The sequence below is a fragment of the Enterococcus sp. genome (assembly GCF_032555305.1).
Lineage (GTDB): Bacteria > Bacillota > Bacilli > Lactobacillales > Enterococcaceae > Enterococcus_A.
In genome coordinates this window covers 104,182-122,065 of record NZ_JAWGOQ010000011.1, presented here as the reverse complement: position 1 = coordinate 122,065, position 17,884 = coordinate 104,182, and the positions used below count along the sequence as shown (strand labels likewise).

General features: G+C 40.4%; 16 protein-coding genes. 1 reads left to right on the top strand and 15 read right to left on the bottom strand.

Annotated elements, in window-relative coordinates; translation table 11 throughout:
* The 11 genes from guaC to purC form a co-directional block, all read right to left on the bottom strand.
* Window positions 1-978, bottom strand: a complete 978-nt coding sequence (guaC, locus tag E6139_RS10150; protein WP_316402949.1) for a GMP reductase — start codon at window positions 976-978, stop codon at window positions 1-3.
* Between the two features lie 239 nt (window positions 979-1,217).
* Window positions 1,218-1,646, bottom strand: coding sequence for a DUF3788 family protein (locus E6139_RS10145; RefSeq protein ID WP_316402948.1), 429 nt, complete (start codon window positions 1,644-1,646; stop codon window positions 1,218-1,220).
* A gap of 335 nt (window positions 1,647-1,981) precedes the next feature.
* The gene (purD, locus tag E6139_RS10140) at window positions 1,982-3,232 is read right to left on the bottom strand and encodes a phosphoribosylamine--glycine ligase (RefSeq protein WP_316402947.1); all 1,251 of its coding nucleotides are present in this window, start codon (window positions 3,230-3,232) and stop codon (window positions 1,982-1,984) included.
* A 15-nt stretch (window positions 3,233-3,247) separates the two neighbouring features.
* Window positions 3,248-4,780 (bottom strand): bifunctional phosphoribosylaminoimidazolecarboxamide formyltransferase/IMP cyclohydrolase, encoded by a 1,533-nt coding sequence (gene purH, locus E6139_RS10135; protein WP_316402946.1) that lies wholly within the window; start codon window positions 4,778-4,780, stop codon window positions 3,248-3,250.
* A 323-nt stretch (window positions 4,781-5,103) separates the two neighbouring features.
* Entirely contained in the window at window positions 5,104-5,685 is a 582-nt protein-coding gene (gene purN, locus E6139_RS10130) for a phosphoribosylglycinamide formyltransferase (RefSeq protein ID WP_316402945.1), read from the bottom strand.
* The gene (purM, locus tag E6139_RS10125) at window positions 5,682-6,725 is read right to left on the bottom strand and encodes a phosphoribosylformylglycinamidine cyclo-ligase (protein ID WP_316402944.1); all 1,044 of its coding nucleotides are present in this window, start codon (window positions 6,723-6,725) and stop codon (window positions 5,682-5,684) included. The genes purN and purM overlap by 4 nt, the downstream gene beginning before the upstream one ends.
* A gap of 786 nt (window positions 6,726-7,511) precedes the next feature.
* A complete protein-coding gene (gene purF / locus E6139_RS10120; RefSeq protein WP_316402943.1) occupies window positions 7,512-8,951 on the bottom strand; it encodes an amidophosphoribosyltransferase in 1,440 nt (479 codons plus the stop codon).
* A complete protein-coding gene (purL, locus tag E6139_RS10115; RefSeq protein ID WP_316402942.1) occupies window positions 8,936-11,155 on the bottom strand; it encodes a phosphoribosylformylglycinamidine synthase subunit PurL in 2,220 nt (739 codons plus the stop codon). Before purL ends, purF begins: the two co-directional genes overlap by 16 nt.
* On the bottom strand, window positions 11,155-11,835 hold the full coding sequence (gene purQ / locus E6139_RS10110) for a phosphoribosylformylglycinamidine synthase subunit PurQ (protein WP_316402941.1): 681 nt from the start codon (window positions 11,833-11,835) through the stop codon (window positions 11,155-11,157). Before purQ ends, purL begins: the two co-directional genes overlap by 1 nt.
* 1 nt (window position 11,836) lies before the next feature.
* On the bottom strand, window positions 11,837-12,091 hold the full coding sequence (gene purS / locus E6139_RS10105) for a phosphoribosylformylglycinamidine synthase subunit PurS (RefSeq protein ID WP_316402940.1): 255 nt from the start codon (window positions 12,089-12,091) through the stop codon (window positions 11,837-11,839).
* Between the two features lie 2 nt (window positions 12,092-12,093).
* A complete protein-coding gene (gene purC, locus E6139_RS10100) occupies window positions 12,094-12,810 on the bottom strand; it encodes a phosphoribosylaminoimidazolesuccinocarboxamide synthase (RefSeq protein WP_316402939.1) in 717 nt (238 codons plus the stop codon).
* Window positions 12,811-13,066: 256 nt separating this feature from the next.
* On the opposite strand from purC, the gene E6139_RS10095 reads away from it, so the two are divergent.
* The gene (locus tag E6139_RS10095; protein ID WP_316402938.1) at window positions 13,067-13,438 is read left to right on the top strand and encodes a hypothetical protein; all 372 of its coding nucleotides are present in this window, start codon (window positions 13,067-13,069) and stop codon (window positions 13,436-13,438) included.
* 38 nt (window positions 13,439-13,476) lie between these two features.
* Here the strand turns inward: E6139_RS10095 and purB are convergent, their stop codons facing one another.
* The 4 genes from purB to E6139_RS10075 all read right to left on the bottom strand — a co-directional run bounded on the left by purB (window position 13,477) and on the right by E6139_RS10075 (window position 17,883).
* The gene (gene purB / locus E6139_RS10090; RefSeq protein WP_316402937.1) at window positions 13,477-14,772 is read right to left on the bottom strand and encodes an adenylosuccinate lyase; all 1,296 of its coding nucleotides are present in this window, start codon (window positions 14,770-14,772) and stop codon (window positions 13,477-13,479) included.
* A gap of 76 nt (window positions 14,773-14,848) precedes the next feature.
* Window positions 14,849-15,970: a 5-(carboxyamino)imidazole ribonucleotide synthase gene (purK, locus tag E6139_RS10085; RefSeq protein ID WP_316402936.1), complete on the bottom strand. Its 1,122-nt coding sequence runs from the start codon at window positions 15,968-15,970 to the stop codon at window positions 14,849-14,851.
* Complete coding sequence (gene purE, locus E6139_RS10080; protein WP_316402935.1) at window positions 15,963-16,451, bottom strand: 5-(carboxyamino)imidazole ribonucleotide mutase; 489 nt, start codon at window positions 16,449-16,451, stop codon at window positions 15,963-15,965. The genes purK and purE overlap by 8 nt, the downstream gene beginning before the upstream one ends.
* 148 nt (window positions 16,452-16,599) lie before the next feature.
* The gene (locus E6139_RS10075) at window positions 16,600-17,883 is read right to left on the bottom strand and encodes a nucleobase:cation symporter-2 family protein (RefSeq protein WP_316402934.1); all 1,284 of its coding nucleotides are present in this window, start codon (window positions 17,881-17,883) and stop codon (window positions 16,600-16,602) included.
* Between the last annotated feature and the right edge of the window lies 1 nt (window position 17,884).

Sequence of the window (17,884 nt, the reverse complement as noted above, 5' to 3'; positions counted from 1 at the left end):
TTAAATGGTGTCTCCATTGAAGATCGAATTCTTCACAACAACATAATCAACTTTCTGCAGGGCTTCGATATCTTTTCCGCCAGCATACGAGATAGATGATTGTAAATCCTGCTGCATTTCAACTAAAGTGTCTTTTAAAGAACCTTTATACGGAATCCAAATTTTCTTGCCTTCGACATTTTTCTTTTCGCCTTTTTGGAATTCAGAAGCACTACCGAAGTATTCTTTATAAACAACACCGTCTTCGACCATTGTTTCACCAGGTGATTCTTCATGTCCAGCAAATAAAGAACCGATCATGACCATTGTTGCACCAAAACGAATCGATTTAGCGATATCACCATGAGTACGGATTCCGCCATCCGCAATAATTGGTTTACGGGCCGCTTTGGCACACCAGCTCAATGCCGCCAATTGCCAACCGCCAGTCCCAAAACCAGTTTTGATTTTAGTGATACATACTTTTCCTGGTCCTATCCCAAGTTTTGTTGCATCTGCTCCGGCATTCTCTAACTCACGAACGGCTTCAGGCGTACCGACATTTCCAGCAATAACAAAAGTATCTGGTAGATGCTTTTTAATGTGTTTAATCATATTGATTACAGGATCTGAATGTCCATGAGCAATATCGATAGTAATGTAGTCTGGGTTTAATTTTTCTGAAGCTAACTGTTTTACAAAATCGTATTCATATCCTTTTACCCCAACGCTAATTGAAGTAAATAAGCCGCGAGACTGCATTTTCTTTATGAAGGGAATTCGTTCTTCTTCATAAAAACGATGCATAATATAGAAGTAACCATTTTCTGCCAAAAACTCTGCGATATTTTCATCGATGATCGTTTGCATATTGGCTGGTACGACAGGCATCTTAAAACTAAATTTTCCTAACTGGACGGTCGTATCACATTCTGATCGACTGTTCACAATACATTTGTTAGGAATTAACTGAATATCTTCATAATCAAATACTTTCATATTGGCCTCCAATGAATAAGATAACTATCTCATTTTGATGTAGTCACGCATGTCACCGCATTAAACGGGTCCAATGAAGTCTATTTTCTGTTTACATAATTTTCTCTTCATTAAGTGAACTTAAAAACGCGACAGATAAAAAAACATAGGGCACTATCGCCCTATGTAATTTACAACATATTCATATAAAAAGCAAGCTGATTTTTAATTTTATTGCAAAAAACACGAACAATATCTTTTTAGACTAAGGTATTCCTTAATTTTTTTGCTTGTAGACTAACTAAAAAGATAACATCTTCCATTTCCTCTTCATTCGTCACATTCATTTCGATCTGCTGAGTATTTATTGATACATCGTCAAACTTTTCCTTAAATTCATCAGACATCACTTTTACCATCGGAGTCAAATAGCTGATTCCAAAATCTGGAAACGGAGTAATCACCGAAAAATAGTTCTCGTGAATCTTGATGCGGCAAAGCAATCCGTCATATTGTTCTATTACTAACTGCCATCCTGTTTGTTTTTGGAAAATATACTTGATTTTCGGATCATAATGTCTCATGATTTGGGCTAATAAAATCTTTAAATACTGAGAATTTGGTAATCCTGACAGAATTGTCTGCAGCTCGTGTGTCTCATCATCAGCTTTGGATCGTTTCCTTTCCATGGTCCTCGCCTCTTTCAATACGCTTTGGAACGAAAAATAATTCTAACTAATGCAATTGGCTCTATGAGTTAAATTCTTTTTATTTTTCTTCAAATTCCTATATTCTTTTAACGCTTTTTTCATATTTAGTTTACCACTTTTAATTAATGCTGTCATTTTTTAAATCTCGCGTCAAATTAACACAAAAGATGATACCTAAAACGAAATAAGTATTAAACCCTTTTTTTGTTAAAAAGACTAATAAAATGGTGGTAAATAAAAAGCCAAACGACCCTATTTCTATCACCTAAGATAGTCTAGAATCGCTTGGTTTCTTGTTATTATGTGTTCTTATGCTATTTAAATGATTTAGCTCCAATGTCTTTACGGTAGAAGTACCCTGTAGTATCGACCGCCTCTAAAGCTGAATAAACCTTCTTTTGAGCCGCTTCGATCGTTTTTGCTTCTGCTTCTACTAAAAGCACACGACCACCTGATGCTTTAGTCGTTCCTTGATCATCGGTTACTCCTGCATAGTAAACATTTACCTGCTCATTAAAAGTTGGGATCGCCATTCCCTTCTGATAACTATTAGGATATCCTTCTGCTGCTACTACTACTCCAACTGAAGCTTGTTCGCTCCATGTCAAGTCAGGTTCACGATCATTCAAAAGATCGTCGATAATTTGCGCAAGATCACTAGTTAGGCGTGGGAGAACGACTTGTGTTTCAGGATCACCAAAGCGAGCATTGAACTCGATCACTTTAGGTCCATCCTCAGTAGCAATTAAACCAGCATATAAAATTCCTGTGAACGGCGTACCGTTTTTCATCATCCCCAAAGCTGCAGCCTTTAGGATTTTCTCTACAGCTGTATCAACCATTGCGGCAGAAATTTGCGGTACAGGGGAATAAGCTCCCATTCCACCAGTGTTAGGCCCTTCATCATTATCGTACGCCCGTTTGTGATCCTGTGAGATCACCATCGGATAAACTTTTTCATTTTTGACAAACGCTAGTAATGAAAATTCTTCACCCGCTAAGAATTCTTCCACGACAACTTTATCGCCGCTTTCGCCAAAACGGTGATCCGTCATCATTTCTTTTAAGGCTTGTAAAGCTTCTTCTAAAGTCATCGCGACGGTTACACCTTTACCAGCGGCTAAACCATCCGCCTTAATCACAATCGGTGCACCTTTTTCTTTTACGTAAGCGCAAGCCGCTTCGTAGTCAGTAAAGGCTTCATAGTCAGCCGTCGGGATCTGATTGTCCACCATGATTTTTTTAGCAAATTCTTTTGAGCCTTCGATCATCGCGGCTGCCTTGTTCGGTCCGAAAACGTCTAATCCTGCCGCTTGAAAGTCATCAACGATTCCATTAAGCAGTGGAACTTCTGGTCCAACAAAGGTCCAAGCAATCCCTTTTTCCTTTGCAAAAGTAATCAGATTCGCGTGATCATCTTCAGCAATGTCCACCAGTTGAATCCCGTCATTTTTCATACCAGGATTTCCTTTAGCACAATAGACGTCCGTTACTTTTGGACTTGCTAACAAGTTTTTTGCGATAGCGTGTTCACGACCGCCGCTGCCAATAATTAGTAATTTCATTGAAACCTCCTCAAATTAATGTCTAAAGTGACGAACACCAGTGAAGACCATCGCTACGCCATACTTATTAGCCATCGCGATCGAATCTTTGTCACGAATGCTTCCGCCAGGTTGAACGATTGCTTTGATCCCATGCTGCGCAGCATATTCCACACTGTCATCCATTGGAAAGTAAGCATCACTGGCTAAAACAGCACCATCCATCCGCCCTTTCGCTTCTTCTAAGGCGATTTTAACAGAACCAACTCGATTCATTTGTCCGGCACCGATACCGACTGTTTGATGTGCGTTAGCAACAACGATCGCGTTCGATTTCACGTGCTTCACAGCTTTCCAAGCAAATGCTAAAGCCTTCAGCTCTTCTTCTGTTGGTTTGCGATCTGTCGCCACTTCCCATTCTTCCGGAATTTCTGCCACGACATCTTGATCTTGAACCAATAAGCCGCCTAAAACAGAAACGACTTCTTGCTGATTACTTGCTTGATCGCTGAAATCCAAAGTCATCAAGCGTAAGTTTTTCTTACCTGACAATACATCAAATGCTTCTTTACTGAAGCTTGGTGCAATGATGATCTCCAAGAATAACTTATGCATTTCCTCTGCTGTTTCCAGATCAACCTCACGATTAGCCACTAGGATTCCGCCGAAAATCGAGGTTGGGTCTGCTTCATAAGCGAAGTGATACGCTTCTGAGATCGTGCGTCCACTACCAATTCCGCAAGGATTCATATGTTTCAAAGCCACTACAGTCGGTTCAGTAAATTCTCTAGCAATTCGGATCGCCGCATCGGCATCTTTGATATTGTTGTAGGACAATTCTTTCCCGTGCAATTGTTGAGCGCTTGCGATCGAATAAGGAACTGGTAAAGCATTTTGATAAAAAGCAGCCGTTTGATGGCTATTCTCACCATAACGTAAAGTTTGCTTCAATTCATAAGTCAATGTCATTTTTTCTGGTTCAACTTCTTCCACACGCTTCGTCAAGTAATCTGCGATCAGCGCATCGTAAGCTGCTGTATGACGGAAAACTTTCGCCGCTAAGCGTTTGCGCGTTTCTAAAGAAGTCGCTTGATTGCTTTTTACTTCTGCTAAAACAATTGCATAATCTTTCGGGTCAACAACTACGGTCACTGATGCGAAGTTTTTTGCGGCAGAACGCAGCATGCTTGGTCCGCCGATATCGATATTTTCAATCGCGTCTGCTTCAGTTACATCTGGTTTAGAAATTGTTTCTTTAAAGGGATACAAGTTGACACAAACAAAATCGATCGGTTGGATATCGTGTTCATTCATAGCATCCATATGGCTTGATAAATCACGACGTCCTAACAATCCACCATGGATTTTAGGATGTAGTGTTTTTACGCGACCGTCCATCATTTCTGGAAAGCCGGTTACTTCATCGATACTTAGCGTTGGAATACCCGCTTTGTCTAAAACTTTTTTTGTTCCGCCAGTAGAAATAATCTCGATTCCTGCTTGAACCAAACCTTTTGTAAATTCTACAACTCCGGTTTTATCTGAAACACTAATCAATGCTCTTGTCATTATGACTCTCCTTATTCATACTAATGTATTCATTTTTCAGAAAACGAAAAATGAGTTTTTATTTTCATGCCGTATGTCATTCCTCTATACATCTCTCGTATTGTTTAGAAGGTATTTTGAAAACTACTTACTCAACAAAATATACTGCTAAAAGAGGAACTGAAATCTTTATTCGTATTAATGAATTAATTTTTCGTAATTCGAAAAATTAGGTTGACTCTCATGCCGTATACCGCCTAACAAAGATTATGACTTTTCTAACGTAAAGTATTTCTTCTATTTTCTTTACATACGTTAAGTATGCACGTAAATCTCTTAACGATTTAATCCTGCTTTATATTGGATTCTTTTACAATTTTTGCTAGAACCTGCGGATATAGCTGATGCTCTACCTGATGGATTTTTGCTTCCAAATCTTCCAAACTATCCTCTTCAGCTACTTGTACTTTTCCTTGCGCGATAATAGGACCAGTATCTACTCCGCTATCCACGTAATGAATCGTCACACCAGTTTCTTTCACACCAGCTTCATAGGCGTCTCTAATTCCATGTAATCCTGGAAAACTTGGCAGTAAAGCCGGATGAATGTTGATGATCCGATTCGGAAAGGCGTCAAGTAAATCTTTGCCGATGATTCGCATATAGCCGGCTAAAACAACTAGTTCCACTTCGTACTTATTTAGTAGTTCCAATAAAGTAGCCTCATAGCTTTTTTTATCAGGAAATTCTTTTAGCTCAAAGCTTTCACAAGAAATTCCAAATTTCTTGCCGCGTTCCAGAACATAAGCATCGTGATGATCCGAAAATAATAGAACCAATTCTGCTTCAATCATTTTATCTTTAACAGCTTGAGCGATTACTTCAAAATTTGATCCATTTCCTGATGCTAAAACAGCTAATCTCATGCTTTTGCTCCTTTGAAAACAATAGCTGACTCTTGCTTTTCAGTAACCTTACCAATCAAATAGTATTCTTCGCCTCGTTTAGTCAAATCAGACTGTAGCTCAGATAATTTTTCTGGCGAAACAGCTAGTACCATTCCAATACCCATATTGAAAATCTCATACATTTCCATTTCAGGAATCTCGCCATATTTTGCTAAAGCATCAAAAATCGGTAGAACTGGCCATGAGCCTAATTCAATTTCACAGGCCAAGTTTTCTGGCAACATCCGAGGAATGTTTTCGACAAAACCTCCACCGGTTACGTGAGCAATTCCGTTGATCAATTCCTTTTTAACTAATGGCATCACTGATTCGACATAAATTTTTGTCGGCGTTAAGATTTCATCACTAAGCTTTTCCTTCAACTCTGGTAATTTTTCATCGATCGCGAAGCTGTTCATTTCAAAGAAGACCTTACGAACTAATGAGTAGCCATTTGAGTGAATCCCTGATGAAGGCAGGCCGATTAGTACATCCCCTGCTTGAATCTTTTCTCCGGTAATCATTTGACTTTTTTCAGCAAGGCCAACAGTAAATCCGGCTAAATCGTAATCATCTTCGCCATACATCCCGGGCATTTCCGCAGTTTCTCCGCCAATCAATGCCGCTCCCGCTTGTACGCAGCCTTCAGCAACACCAGCAACTACTTGTTCCAGACGTGCGGGCACATTTTTACCTGTCGCAATATAATCTAAAAAATAAAGCGGCTCAGCACCCTGCGCCACGATATCATTCACACACATCGCTACGCAATCGATACCGATCGTATCGTGTTTATCCGCTTGGATCGCTACCATTAATTTGGTCCCGACTCCATCTGTTCCCGACACTAAAACAGGTTCTTTCAAATCGAATTGACTCAAATCAAAACATCCGCCAAATCCGCCAATAGCACCCATAACACCTAAACGTTCGGTTCTTTTTACATGTTTCTTGATACGTTCGACAACTTCATAACCAGCTTCTACATCAACACCAGCTCTGGAATATGCATTTCCCACTAGATCCGCTCCTTATTCGTTTTAATGAATTAATTTTTCTGAAAACCGAAAAATTAGTTTGATTCTCATGCCGTATATCATTCTTTTAGACTTCTCTTGTCTTTCTTTTGAATATACCTAGAAAATTACTTACTCGACAAAATTTACTGCGAAAAGAGGAACTGAAATCCTTATTCGTTTTAATGAATTAATTTTTCTGAAATCCGAAAAATTAGTTTGATTCTCATACCGTATGTCATTCCTCTAGACTTCTCTTGTTTTGTTTTGAATATAGCTAGATATTTACTTACTCGACAAAATTTACTGCGAAAAGAGGAACTGAAATCCTTATTCATATTAATGTATTCATTTTTCAGAAAACCGAAAAATTAGTTTGATTCTCATACTGTATATCATTCCTCTAGACTCCTCTTGTCTTTCTTTTGAATATATCTAGAGAACTACTTACTCGACAAAATTTACTGCGAAAAGAGGAACTGAAATCCTTATTCATATTAATGTATTCATTTTTCAGAAAGCCGAAAAATTAGTTTGATTCTCATACCGTATGTCATTCCTCTAGACTTCTCTTGTCTTTCTTTTGAATATATCTAGGAAATTACTTACTCAACAAAATTTACTGCGAAAAGAGGAACTGAAATCCTTATTCGCTTTAATGAATTAATTCTCATGCTGTAGACCACCCAAATAAAGCGTTTGACTTGTCTATTGGAAAGTTTTTTCGCTTTTTCTTTACATTTGTTAAGTCTGAAAGGAATTTTCTTTCTTTTTATTTACCTTTCACATTTAGTAAAAAGAAGTCTTTTCCTTCAGGGTCGCTTGATAATGCTCTTCGTAATCATATAAAGGCGTCGGATAGTCACCATTGAAATAAGCCATGCATAATCCTGAATATGGTGCATCAAAATCTAGTCCGATCGCGTCGATCAAGCCACCTTCACTTAAAAATGACAATGAGTCAGCACCGATCATCTCGCGAATTTCTTCGATCGAATGATTTGCAGCGATCAATTCCTTACGAGTTTGAATATCGATCCCATAAAAACAAGGATACCGTAATGGCGGCGAAGCAATTCGCACATGAACTTCTTTGGCTCCCGCTTCCTTTAATAGATTGACAATTCGACGACTTGTAGTCCCGCGTACAATCGAGTCATCTACCATGATCACCTTTTTGCCTTCTACGACTCCTCGTACGGCTGAAAGCTTCATTCGAACCCCTTGTTCACGCAATTCCTGAGTTGGTTGAATAAAGGTTCTTGCAACATATTGATTTTTTACCAAACCCATTTCATAAGGAATGCCTGACTCCTCCGCATAACCGCTTGCTGCTGATAAGGAAGAATTCGGCACACCGACAACCATGTCTGCTTCAATTCCTGATTCTTGTGACAAAATGCGCCCCATATTTTTACGCGCACTATGCACATTGACCCCAGCAATGTTTGAGTCAGGTCGTGCGAAATAAATATATTCCATTGAACAAATTGCGTGTTGCGTATTATCTGTAAACTGTTCAACCTTCAAACCATCGTCATTAATCGTAATGATTTCGCCAGGATTGACATCTTGAATAAATGTCGCTCCCACAACTTCTAAGGCACAGGTTTCTGAAGCCACTACATAAGCCCCGTTGACCATTTGTCCGATCGACAGCGGTCGGAAACCATTTGGATCAAGTGCCGCTACCATTGAATCTTCTGTCAGCATCAAGTAGGCAAAGCCGCCTTTGACTGTGTTCAATGCTTCCTTCATGCGTTCGCATAACGTCTCTTTCTGGCTCCGGCGAATCAGATGCATCAAGATCTCTGTATCTGAATTTGAATGGAAGATCGCACCGTCAATTTCCAATTCTTTTCTCAAACTCTTCGCATTAGTCAAATTGCCATTGTGAGCTAAAGCAAAGTCACCATCGTAAAAATTGAATAAGAAAGGCTGGATATTATCTACACTACTGGTTCCTGCAGTCGCATAACGAACATGTCCGATTGCTGCTTGTCCAGTTAATTGAGTTAGTTGACGCTCGTCTTTAAAAACCTCCGACAAAAGCCCCAATCCACGAGTACTGATTAATTTCCCGCTGTCATTGCTGACAATCCCAGCACCTTCTTGTCCACGATGCTGCAAGCTATGCAAGCCAAAATAAGTGACGCGAGCAGCATCTGGGTGACCCCAGATGCCAAATACGCCACATTCTTCATTTAAACTTTTTACTTCATTAGACATGGAATGGCTTCCTCCCATAATTTTTCGGCTTTCTCCGTTGAAACGGCGATGTCACCACCCACAGCAGTCAGTTTCAATTCGCCAGTATTAGTCACTTCACCGATTTTTATTGCTTTTTCGCCAACGAATGCTTCGAAATCCGCTTGCTTCTCTGGTTTAATCGATAGAACAAAACGAGATTGTGTTTCGGCAAACAGGTTTTCGACAGGCATTTCTACATTAACGTCGACGCCTAAATGATTATTAAATGCTGACTCAGCGATCGCTACTGCCAGACCGCCTTCTGCACAATCGTGAGCACTTTCTACTAAGCCTGCTTTAATGGCTGATAAGACTAATTCCTGATTGGCTTTCTCAACAGCTAAGTCAAAGTCCATCAATTTCCCTTCGATCAATCCTTTTTGCATTTTCTGGATCTCAGTACCATTGAAGTCAGCGTTCGTTTCACCAATGACATAAACAAGATCGCCAGCCGTTTTGAATTCTTGTGTCGTAATGTGCGCCAAGTCTTCGATCAAGCCCACCATACCGATCATCGGTGTAGGGTAGATTGCTTTACCGTTGGTCTCATTGTACATAGAAACGTTGCCGGAAATAACTGGTGTATTCAATGTACGACATGCTTCTGAGATACCATCAGCTGAAGTCCATAATTCCCAGAAACCTTCTGGCTTTTCAGGCGAACCATAGTTCAAGCAGTCGGTAATCGCTAAGGGTTGACCGCCAGAAGCTACAATATTGCGGGCTGCTTCAGCAACAGCGATTTGCCCGCCGACTTCAGGATTCAAGTACAAATATCGTGCATTACAGTCAGTCGTCATCGCCAGAGCCTTGTTGGTTCCGCGAACACGCATAACTGCCGCATCACTTCCCGGCCGTACAACAGTGTTCGTCCGAACTTGCGAATCATAAGTTTCATAAATCATTCTTTTTGAGGCGATGGTTGGTTGCTGTAACAATGCTAGTAATGTTTCAGTAGCATCGTTCACTTCCGGTTTGAAATCTGCCATATTCGCAAACTCTTGAATTCGTGCTGGTTCACGCTTTTCGTTTTCATAAACAGGAGCATCTTCTGCCAACGCATCAACAGGCAAGTTGGCAACTTCTTCACCATGGTGATACAAGCGATACATACCATCATCTGTTACTTCACCAATAGTCACTGCGTCCAACTCATAGCGTTTAAATAATTCAACGACTTCATCTTCATGACCCTGCTCAACACAGATCAGCATCCGTTCTTGTGATTCAGATAACATCATTTCATATGGCGTCATGTTGGTTTCCCGCTGAGGAACATCGTCCAAATAGAGCTTCAGACCTGATCCGGCTTTTGAAGCCATCTCAGAACTTGATGACACTAACCCAGCCGCACCCATATCTTGGATACCAACTAAGATATCCGCATGATCTAAAATCAATTCCAAACAAGCTTCTAATAATAGTTTTTCCATGAACGGATCGCCGACTTGAACTGCAGAACGTTGTTGTTCTTCCCCTTCAACAAATTCTTCAGAAGCAAATGTTGCGCCGTGAATTCCGTCGCGGCCAGTTTTTGCACCGACGTACATGATCGAGTTGCCGACACCTTTGGCTTGACCTTTTTGGATGTCTTTATGATCCATTAAGCCGACACACATCGCGTTTACCAAAGGATTGCCCTCATAGCAAGGATCAAAAGCTACTTCACCGCCAACTGTCGGGATTCCGATACAGTTTCCATAACCACTGATCCCAGCGACGATTTCTTCTAATAAGTATTTGGTTCTTTCAGTGTTCAATTCACCAAAACGTAAAGAATCTAAGACAGCAATCGGACGAGCGCCCATGCTGAAAATATCGCGAATAATGCCGCCGACACCTGTTGCTGCACCTTCATAGGGTTCCACAGCTGAAGGGTGATTGTGACTTTCCGCCTTGAAAACAACTGCTTGATTATCGCCAATATCCACGATTCCAGCACCTTCTCCAGGACCTTGCAATACTTGTGGACCGTCAGATGGGAATTTACGCAATACGGGTTTAGAATTTTTATAGGAACAGTGTTCACTCCACATAACAGAGAAAAGACCTGTTTCAGTATAATTTGGCAGGCGACCAAGAATGTCTTCTGAAATCAAACGATATTCTTCATCAGTCAAACCCCATCCAGCGTATATACGCTGATCTTTGATTTCTTGAGCCGTTGGTTCTAATTTCATCATTAGTTTGCCGTCACCTTTCCAAAATTATTTAAAATAGAAGCGAAGAATTTTATCCCATCATCAGACCCTAACAGCTTCTCCATTGCACGTTCTGGATGAGGCATCATTCCTAAGACATTCCCAGCTTTGTTAGTGATCCCCGCAATACTTTCAACACTTCCGTTGATATTATCGCCTTCATAGGTAAAAACGATTTGATTATTCGCCTTTAATTCTGCTAAGGTCTCATCATCACAATAGTAATTTCCTTCACCGTGAGCGACCGGAATTTGGATCACTTCGTCGGCTTGATATTCAGTAGTAAATTTTGTTTGATTGTTCACAACTTTAAGCGGAGTGATTTTACTGATAAATTTCAATGATTCATTCCGCCGCAGCGCACCTGGCAATAAGCCGGCCTCTGTCAAAATCTGGAATCCATTGCACGTACCGAAAACTGGTTTGCCTTCTTCCGCAAAACGAATAACTTCTGACATGATGTTAGCAAAACGTGCAATCGCACCACAGCGTAAATAGTCACCGTAAGAGAATCCTCCGGGAAGTAAGACACCATCAAATCCATCAAGGCTGTCTGCATCATACCGAACGTACTCGCAATCAGCTCCCATAATCTCTTTCATTGCCCAGTACATATCTAAATCACAATTTGAGCCAGGAAAGACTATGACTGCAAATTTCATGTTAAACTTCCTCCGATGTCAAAATTTCATAACGATAAGTTTCCATATTTACGTTAGCCAGCAGCTTGTCACAAACTTCTTCGATCATCTCATCTACAGGACGATCACTTTTGGCAACTTTGATCTCAAAATATTTCCCGATGCGAACATCCTCGATCTCATCGTAGCCCATCCGATGAACAGCGCCTTTTACTGCTTCACCTTGGGGGTCCAATACTGAATCCTTATACGTTACATAAACTTTCACAAAATACATGCTTATTCTCCTCGCTTTTCTAATCTATTTAGTACTTCTTGGTATACCGGAATAATGTCACCTAAATCACGACGATAAATATCCTTATCTAAATGCTCATTGGTTTTCTTGTCCCATAAACGGCAAGTATCAGGAGAAACCTCATCAGCCAATAAAATCGACCCATCCTTCTGACGACCAAACTCTAATTTGAAATCAATTAGCGCAATATCAATTGAATCAAATAACTCGATCAAAGCCTCATTAACTTCTAAGGCCATCCGACGCAACTGAGCCAGTTCAACTTCTGTCGCAAGTTCCAGAGTCATGATGTGATCGTCAATAACCATCGGATCATCTAATTCGTCGTTCTTATAATAGAACTCAACAATCGGAAATTTCAGAGGTGACCCCTCTGGAATGTCTAAACGTTTTGAAAAACTACCTGCTGCTACATTTCGAACCACTACTTCTAAAGGGATGATTTCAACGCTTTGAATCAGCTGTTCATTCGCCGAAAGCTGTTTGATATAGTGATTATTGATTCCTTTGCTTTTTAAGAAATCAAAGATCAATCCAGTAATTTGATTATTAAGTTCGCCTTTACCGCTAATCTGATCCTTCTTCGCACCATTCAAAGCAGTTGCCTGATTTAAATACTCAACCCAAACAATATCCGGATCATCCGTTTGAAACAATTGTTTTGCTTTTCCTTCATACAATAAAGTGCCTTTTTCCACGTCATAACGCTCCCTTTTAATGAACATTTAAAAACTTATTGAAAAAATCGTTCGTTACTTAATTTCATATTTAGTGTAACAACTGAATATGGATATTTCAACAATTTATCGGATATTATAATAAACTAACACGGTTAATGTTCGTGTTTATAACGAGGCGTTAAATGCCGTTCCGTTAGCAAACCAAAGAGAGCGTTTACATTTTGTGAAAATGGTGCTATATTTAATTCGAACGAAATATATGGAGGAATCGCTTATGTTAGATGCACCGGTAGCAGCTGAAAAATTTCTTAATTCAATGCTGGAAACGGATAAACAACATCTGTTCAACGCCCTATTAGGATTGGATACGACACACAATCTTAACCGTAATACCAGCTTTTATTCCTATCGTAATCTAAAAAAAATCTTGCATCCAAAGCAATCGAAAGCAATGCAATCTTTACATTTTTCTAATCAATTGAACGAAGAGTTAGTCGTTAGACAGTTGAAGGACCACTCCTTCTTAAAAAATTCGTATCGGATCGAGATTATTTTAAATTCACAAACTTATGATTATCAGTTGATTAATTGTCTGCTGGAGCAGCTTTACCAATGTTGCTGTGCCGATATTTATTCTTACGCCTAAAATACAAAAACCTCTTGCCGCGGCAAGAGGTTTTTTTCTTATTTTATACCTACTCGTTCAAAAACTTTATCAACATTCTTAAGGTGATAATTATAATCAAACGCATCATCTAAATCGTCGGCAGATAAAACGTTGGTAATTTTTTCATCTGCATCCAATAAAGGACGAAATTGCGTTTGGTTATCCCAGGCATAAGCCGTTTTGGGTTGTACCAAATCATAGGCTTCTTCGCGGGTCATTCCCTTATCAATCAGTTTCAACATCACACGTTGACTATAGATCAAGCCAAACGTCGCTTCCATATTGCGCTTCATATTCTCTGGGAAAACAGTCAAATTCTTAACGATATTGCCAAAACGATGCAGCATATAGTCTACTAAAATCGTTGTATCCGGTGTAATGATCCGTTCTGCTGATGAATGAGAGATGTCGCGTTCATGCCACAATGCTACGTCTTCAAAAGCAGTGATCAAATGACCGCGAACCACGCGCGCCAACCCAGTCATATTTTCAGAACCGATCGGATTACGTTTATGCGGCATTGCCGAGGACCCTTTTTGGCCTTTAGCAAAGAATTCTTCCACTTCACGAGTTTCCGATTTTTGCAGTCCACGAATCTCTGTCGCGAAGCGTTCGATCGAAGTTGCGATCAGTGCCAAACTAGAGAAATATTCCGCATGCAAATCTCTAGGTAACACTTGAGTTGAGACTTCCTGTGGACGAATTCCTAGCTTCTCACAGACAAATTCTTCCACAAACGGTGGAATATTCGCAAACGTACCTACTGCTCCTGAAATTTTCCCAGCCTCTACACCTTTGGCGGCATGCTCGAAGCGTTCAATGTTCCGTTTCATTTCTGAATACCATGTGGCTAATTTCAAACCAAAAGTCGTCGGTTCTGCATGGACGCCATGAGTACGACCCATCATAACAGTATCTTTATGCGCTAAAGCTTTTTCGCCGATGATTGCTAAAAAGTCTTGTAGATCTTTACGCAAGATGTCGTTGGCCTGCTTGTACAAATAACCATAAGCAGTATCCACCACATCTGTACTAGTCAAACCATAGTGAACCCACTTGCGTTCTTCGCCCAAAGTTTCAGACACAGCACGCGTAAAGGCTACCACATCATGTTTGGTTGATTGTTCGATCTCTAAAATACGATCAATATCAAAGCCGGCATTCGCACGAATCTTTTGCACATCTTCTTTTGGAATCTCGCCTAATTCTGCCCACGCTTCATCAGCTAAAATCTCAACCTCCAACCACGCTTTATAACGATTTTCATCGCTCCAAATATTACCCATTTCGTCTCTTGTATATCTAGATATCATTGTATTCTCCCTCATTAAATCATTTAGTTTTTTCTTCCTATCAGTTCAGTTGTAAAATTACAATCAGGAAAATAAATTAATCCCAAGTTTCGCTTTTTTTGATATCGTCTAATGTTCGTTGAATACTGTCGGTCAAGATAGTCACATGGCCCATCTTGCGCCCTTTCTTAGGCATTGCCTTCCCATAAAAATGGAAGTGCCATTCGGGCCACAGATCGATCAGCTCATATACCTTCAACAGATTCTCACCTAAAACATTAACCATTACCGCATTAGATAATAACTTAGGTTCGCTCAGCGGCCAACCGCAAATTCCACGAATATGAGCATCAAATTGGCTCATCGTACAAGCTTCTATTGTGTAATGTCCGGAATTGTGTGGACGCGGAGCAATCTCATTGACGTACAGCGCACCTGCCTTAGTCAAGAAGAACTCCACACAAAGAGTTCCGACTAAGTCGACTCCTTGGGCAATCACCTTAGCGATTCGGCTAGCTTCTTTTGCCACTGCTGCATCGATCCCAGCTGGAACAATCGTTTCATGTAAAATATTATTGCGGTGAACATTCTCTACTACTGGGAATGTGACATAATCGCCAATATTATTTCCTGCGACTTGAACAGACAATTCTTTTTCAAAAGGAATCCAAGCTTCTAAAACACAAGTTCCCGAACGCAATAGATTCATCGATGGGGCTAGATCAGCCGTACTATTCAAAACATATTGTCCATGACCGTCGTACCCCCCGCGCGTTGTTTTCAAAACGCAAGGATAACCGATTCCCTCGATCGCATCTTGAATATCTGTTGGGCTGATGATCGTCGCGTAAGGAGCGATCACGATATTATTGTTTTCCAAAAAGGATTTTTCCATTAAACGGTCTTGACTGATCGCTAACAAATCGGTTCCCTGAGGAATGTTTGCGAAATGCTGGATATGATTAATTGTATCCACATCCACATTTTCAAATTCATAAGTAATTACTTGTGATCTGCGGGCCATTTCTTCCAAAGCCATTTGATCATCATAATCAGCAACGATATGCCAATCCGAAACCTGCGCAGCTGGACAATCCTCTGTCGGATCGATCACGCCCGTACGAAAACCCATTTCCTTTGCACTGATAGCCATCATACGGCCTAATTGTCCTCCGCCTACGATACCAATCGTAGAGCCTGGCTTTAATGATTTAACCAAGTTGTTCACTACTTTCCAATACAGTTTCTGTCATTTGCTGCCGCTTCTTTTCCAAGCGCTCAGCTACTTTTTTATCATACATGGAAAGCATCTGCGCCGCAAGTAGTCCGGCGTTCGTTGCTCCAGCTTTTCCGATCGCTGTAGTAGCCACTGGTACCCCGCCAGGCATCTGCACAATAGACAGCAGTGAGTCCAAGCCATTCAATGCTCTGGATTGAACAGGTACTCCGATTACTGGCAAAGTGGTTTTAGCCGCCACCATGCCCGGTAAATGTGCAGCTCCGCCGGCACCTGCGATAATCACTTTAATTCCACGTTCTCGAGCTTTTTCTGCAAAGTCGAACATTAAGTCTGGTGTACGGTGAGCTGAAACAACTCGTTTTTCATAAGCAACACCTAATTCATCAAGGCTGTCACATGCATGCTTCATCGTTTCCCAATCTGAGGTACTACCCATAATAACTGCAACTTCTGGATTCATAATTTGCCCCTTTCATTATTCATGCTTATTTTAGCAAGTAGGATTTCGTAAGTCAAAAAGGATTTCGAATATTAATACATAATTCTAATCTATTGTTCGTGTTTTTGTTTATTAAAAAAGAAACGCGGTTTTCACCACGCCTCTTTCCTTATTTTTCTGCTCTTTTATATCCATGAAATAGAAGATTTAAAACAATCGCTGATAAACTGCTCATAACAATCCCGTTGCCAGTAAACATCTGAATGGTCTCAGGTAATTTCGCAAATACTGTTGGCATTGCGTTGAAGCCTAAACCAAATCCAATAGAGATCGCGATGATCAATAAATTCTTCTCATCACTATAATCTACTTTCGACAGCATCTTCATTCCTTGGACAGCTACCATACCGAACATCACCAACATCCCGCCGCCTAAAACCGGTTCAGGAATAATTTGAGCTAATGCCCCGACTTTCGGGAAAAGCCCCAAGACAATTAGAAAGATTGCTGAAAAGTAGATTGGACGACGGGTTTTGATCCCAGATAGCTGGACTAAACCAACATTTTGTGAAAATCCTGTGTATGGGAAGGTATTGAATAATCCACCTAGTATAACCGCCAAACCTTCAGCTCGGTATCCACGCTTCAAGTCATCTTCTTTTACTTCTTTCCCAACGATATCCCCTAAAGCAAAATAAACCCCAGTGGATTCAACCATACTTACAATAGAAATAATAATCATCAACAAAATTGAAAATGGCTCAAACTTTGGTGTCCCAAAATAAAATGGTTGTGGGACGTGAAACATTGGTGCATGTCCTATCGCCGTTAAATCAATCTGACCCAAAAACGCGGCTAATATAGAGCCGCCTACTAAACCGACTAATACTGCGATTGAACGAACAAATCCCCGGCCAAATACTTGAACAGCTAGTATCAAAATAATCGTCACAAAAGCTAACATTAGATTCGTTGGATCACCAAATGTTTTGGCAGCGGCATCGCCACCACCCATTTTGGTGATTGCAACTGGTATCAATGTCAAACCGATTGTCGTAATAACCGTTCCCGTTACAATTGGCGGAAAAAGCTTTTCTACTTTGGAAAAGAAACCAGAAATCAGTACAACGAAGATTCCCGCAGCAATAATTGATCCATAGACCGTTCCTACTCCATGCGTTTGACCAATCAAGATCAAGGGTGCTACGGCTTGAATCGCACAACCTAAAACAACTGGTAGTCCAATCCCAAAAAATTTATTTACTGTCAATTGCAGCAATGTCGCAACTCCACACATGAAAATATCGATGGATATCAAATACGTCATTTGTGCTTCATTAAATCCTAAGCCCGTTCCTATCAAAAGCGGTACTGCTACTGCCCCTGCGTACATTGCCAAAAGATGCTGCAAACCTAATACTGCTGATTTTCCATTTCCTGTCTCGCTTGTCACT

What these genes read in the sequence shown, in the direction of transcription:
- purB (WP_316402937.1), bottom strand. Translation starts at nt 14,772, where the DNA reads ATGATATCTAGATATACAAGAGACGAAATGGGTAATATTTGGAGCGAT.
- purE (WP_316402935.1), bottom strand. Translation starts at nt 16,451, where the DNA reads ATGAATCCAGAAGTTGCAGTTATTATGGGTAGTACCTCAGATTGGGAA.
- E6139_RS10145 (WP_316402948.1), bottom strand. Translation starts at nt 1,646, where the DNA reads ATGGAAAGGAAACGATCCAAAGCTGATGATGAGACACACGAGCTGCAG.
- purH (WP_316402946.1), bottom strand. Translation starts at nt 4,780, where the DNA reads ATGACAAGAGCATTGATTAGTGTTTCAGATAAAACCGGAGTTGTAGAA.
- guaC (WP_316402949.1), bottom strand. Translation starts at nt 978, where the DNA reads ATGAAAGTATTTGATTATGAAGATATTCAGTTAATTCCTAACAAATGT.
- purN (WP_316402945.1), bottom strand. Translation starts at nt 5,685, where the DNA reads ATGAGATTAGCTGTTTTAGCATCAGGAAATGGATCAAATTTTGAAGTA.
- purF (WP_316402943.1), bottom strand. Translation starts at nt 8,951, where the DNA reads ATGTCTAATGAAGTAAAAAGTTTAAATGAAGAATGTGGCGTATTTGGC.
- purS (WP_316402940.1), bottom strand. Translation starts at nt 12,091, where the DNA reads ATGTATTTTGTGAAAGTTTATGTAACGTATAAGGATTCAGTATTGGAC.
- E6139_RS10095 (WP_316402938.1), top strand. Translation starts at nt 13,067, where the DNA reads ATGTTAGATGCACCGGTAGCAGCTGAAAAATTTCTTAATTCAATGCTG.
- purQ (WP_316402941.1), bottom strand. Translation starts at nt 11,835, where the DNA reads ATGAAATTTGCAGTCATAGTCTTTCCTGGCTCAAATTGTGATTTAGAT.
- purD (WP_316402947.1), bottom strand. Translation starts at nt 3,232, where the DNA reads ATGAAATTACTAATTATTGGCAGCGGCGGTCGTGAACACGCTATCGCA.
- purL (WP_316402942.1), bottom strand. Translation starts at nt 11,155, where the DNA reads ATGATGAAATTAGAACCAACGGCTCAAGAAATCAAAGATCAGCGTATA.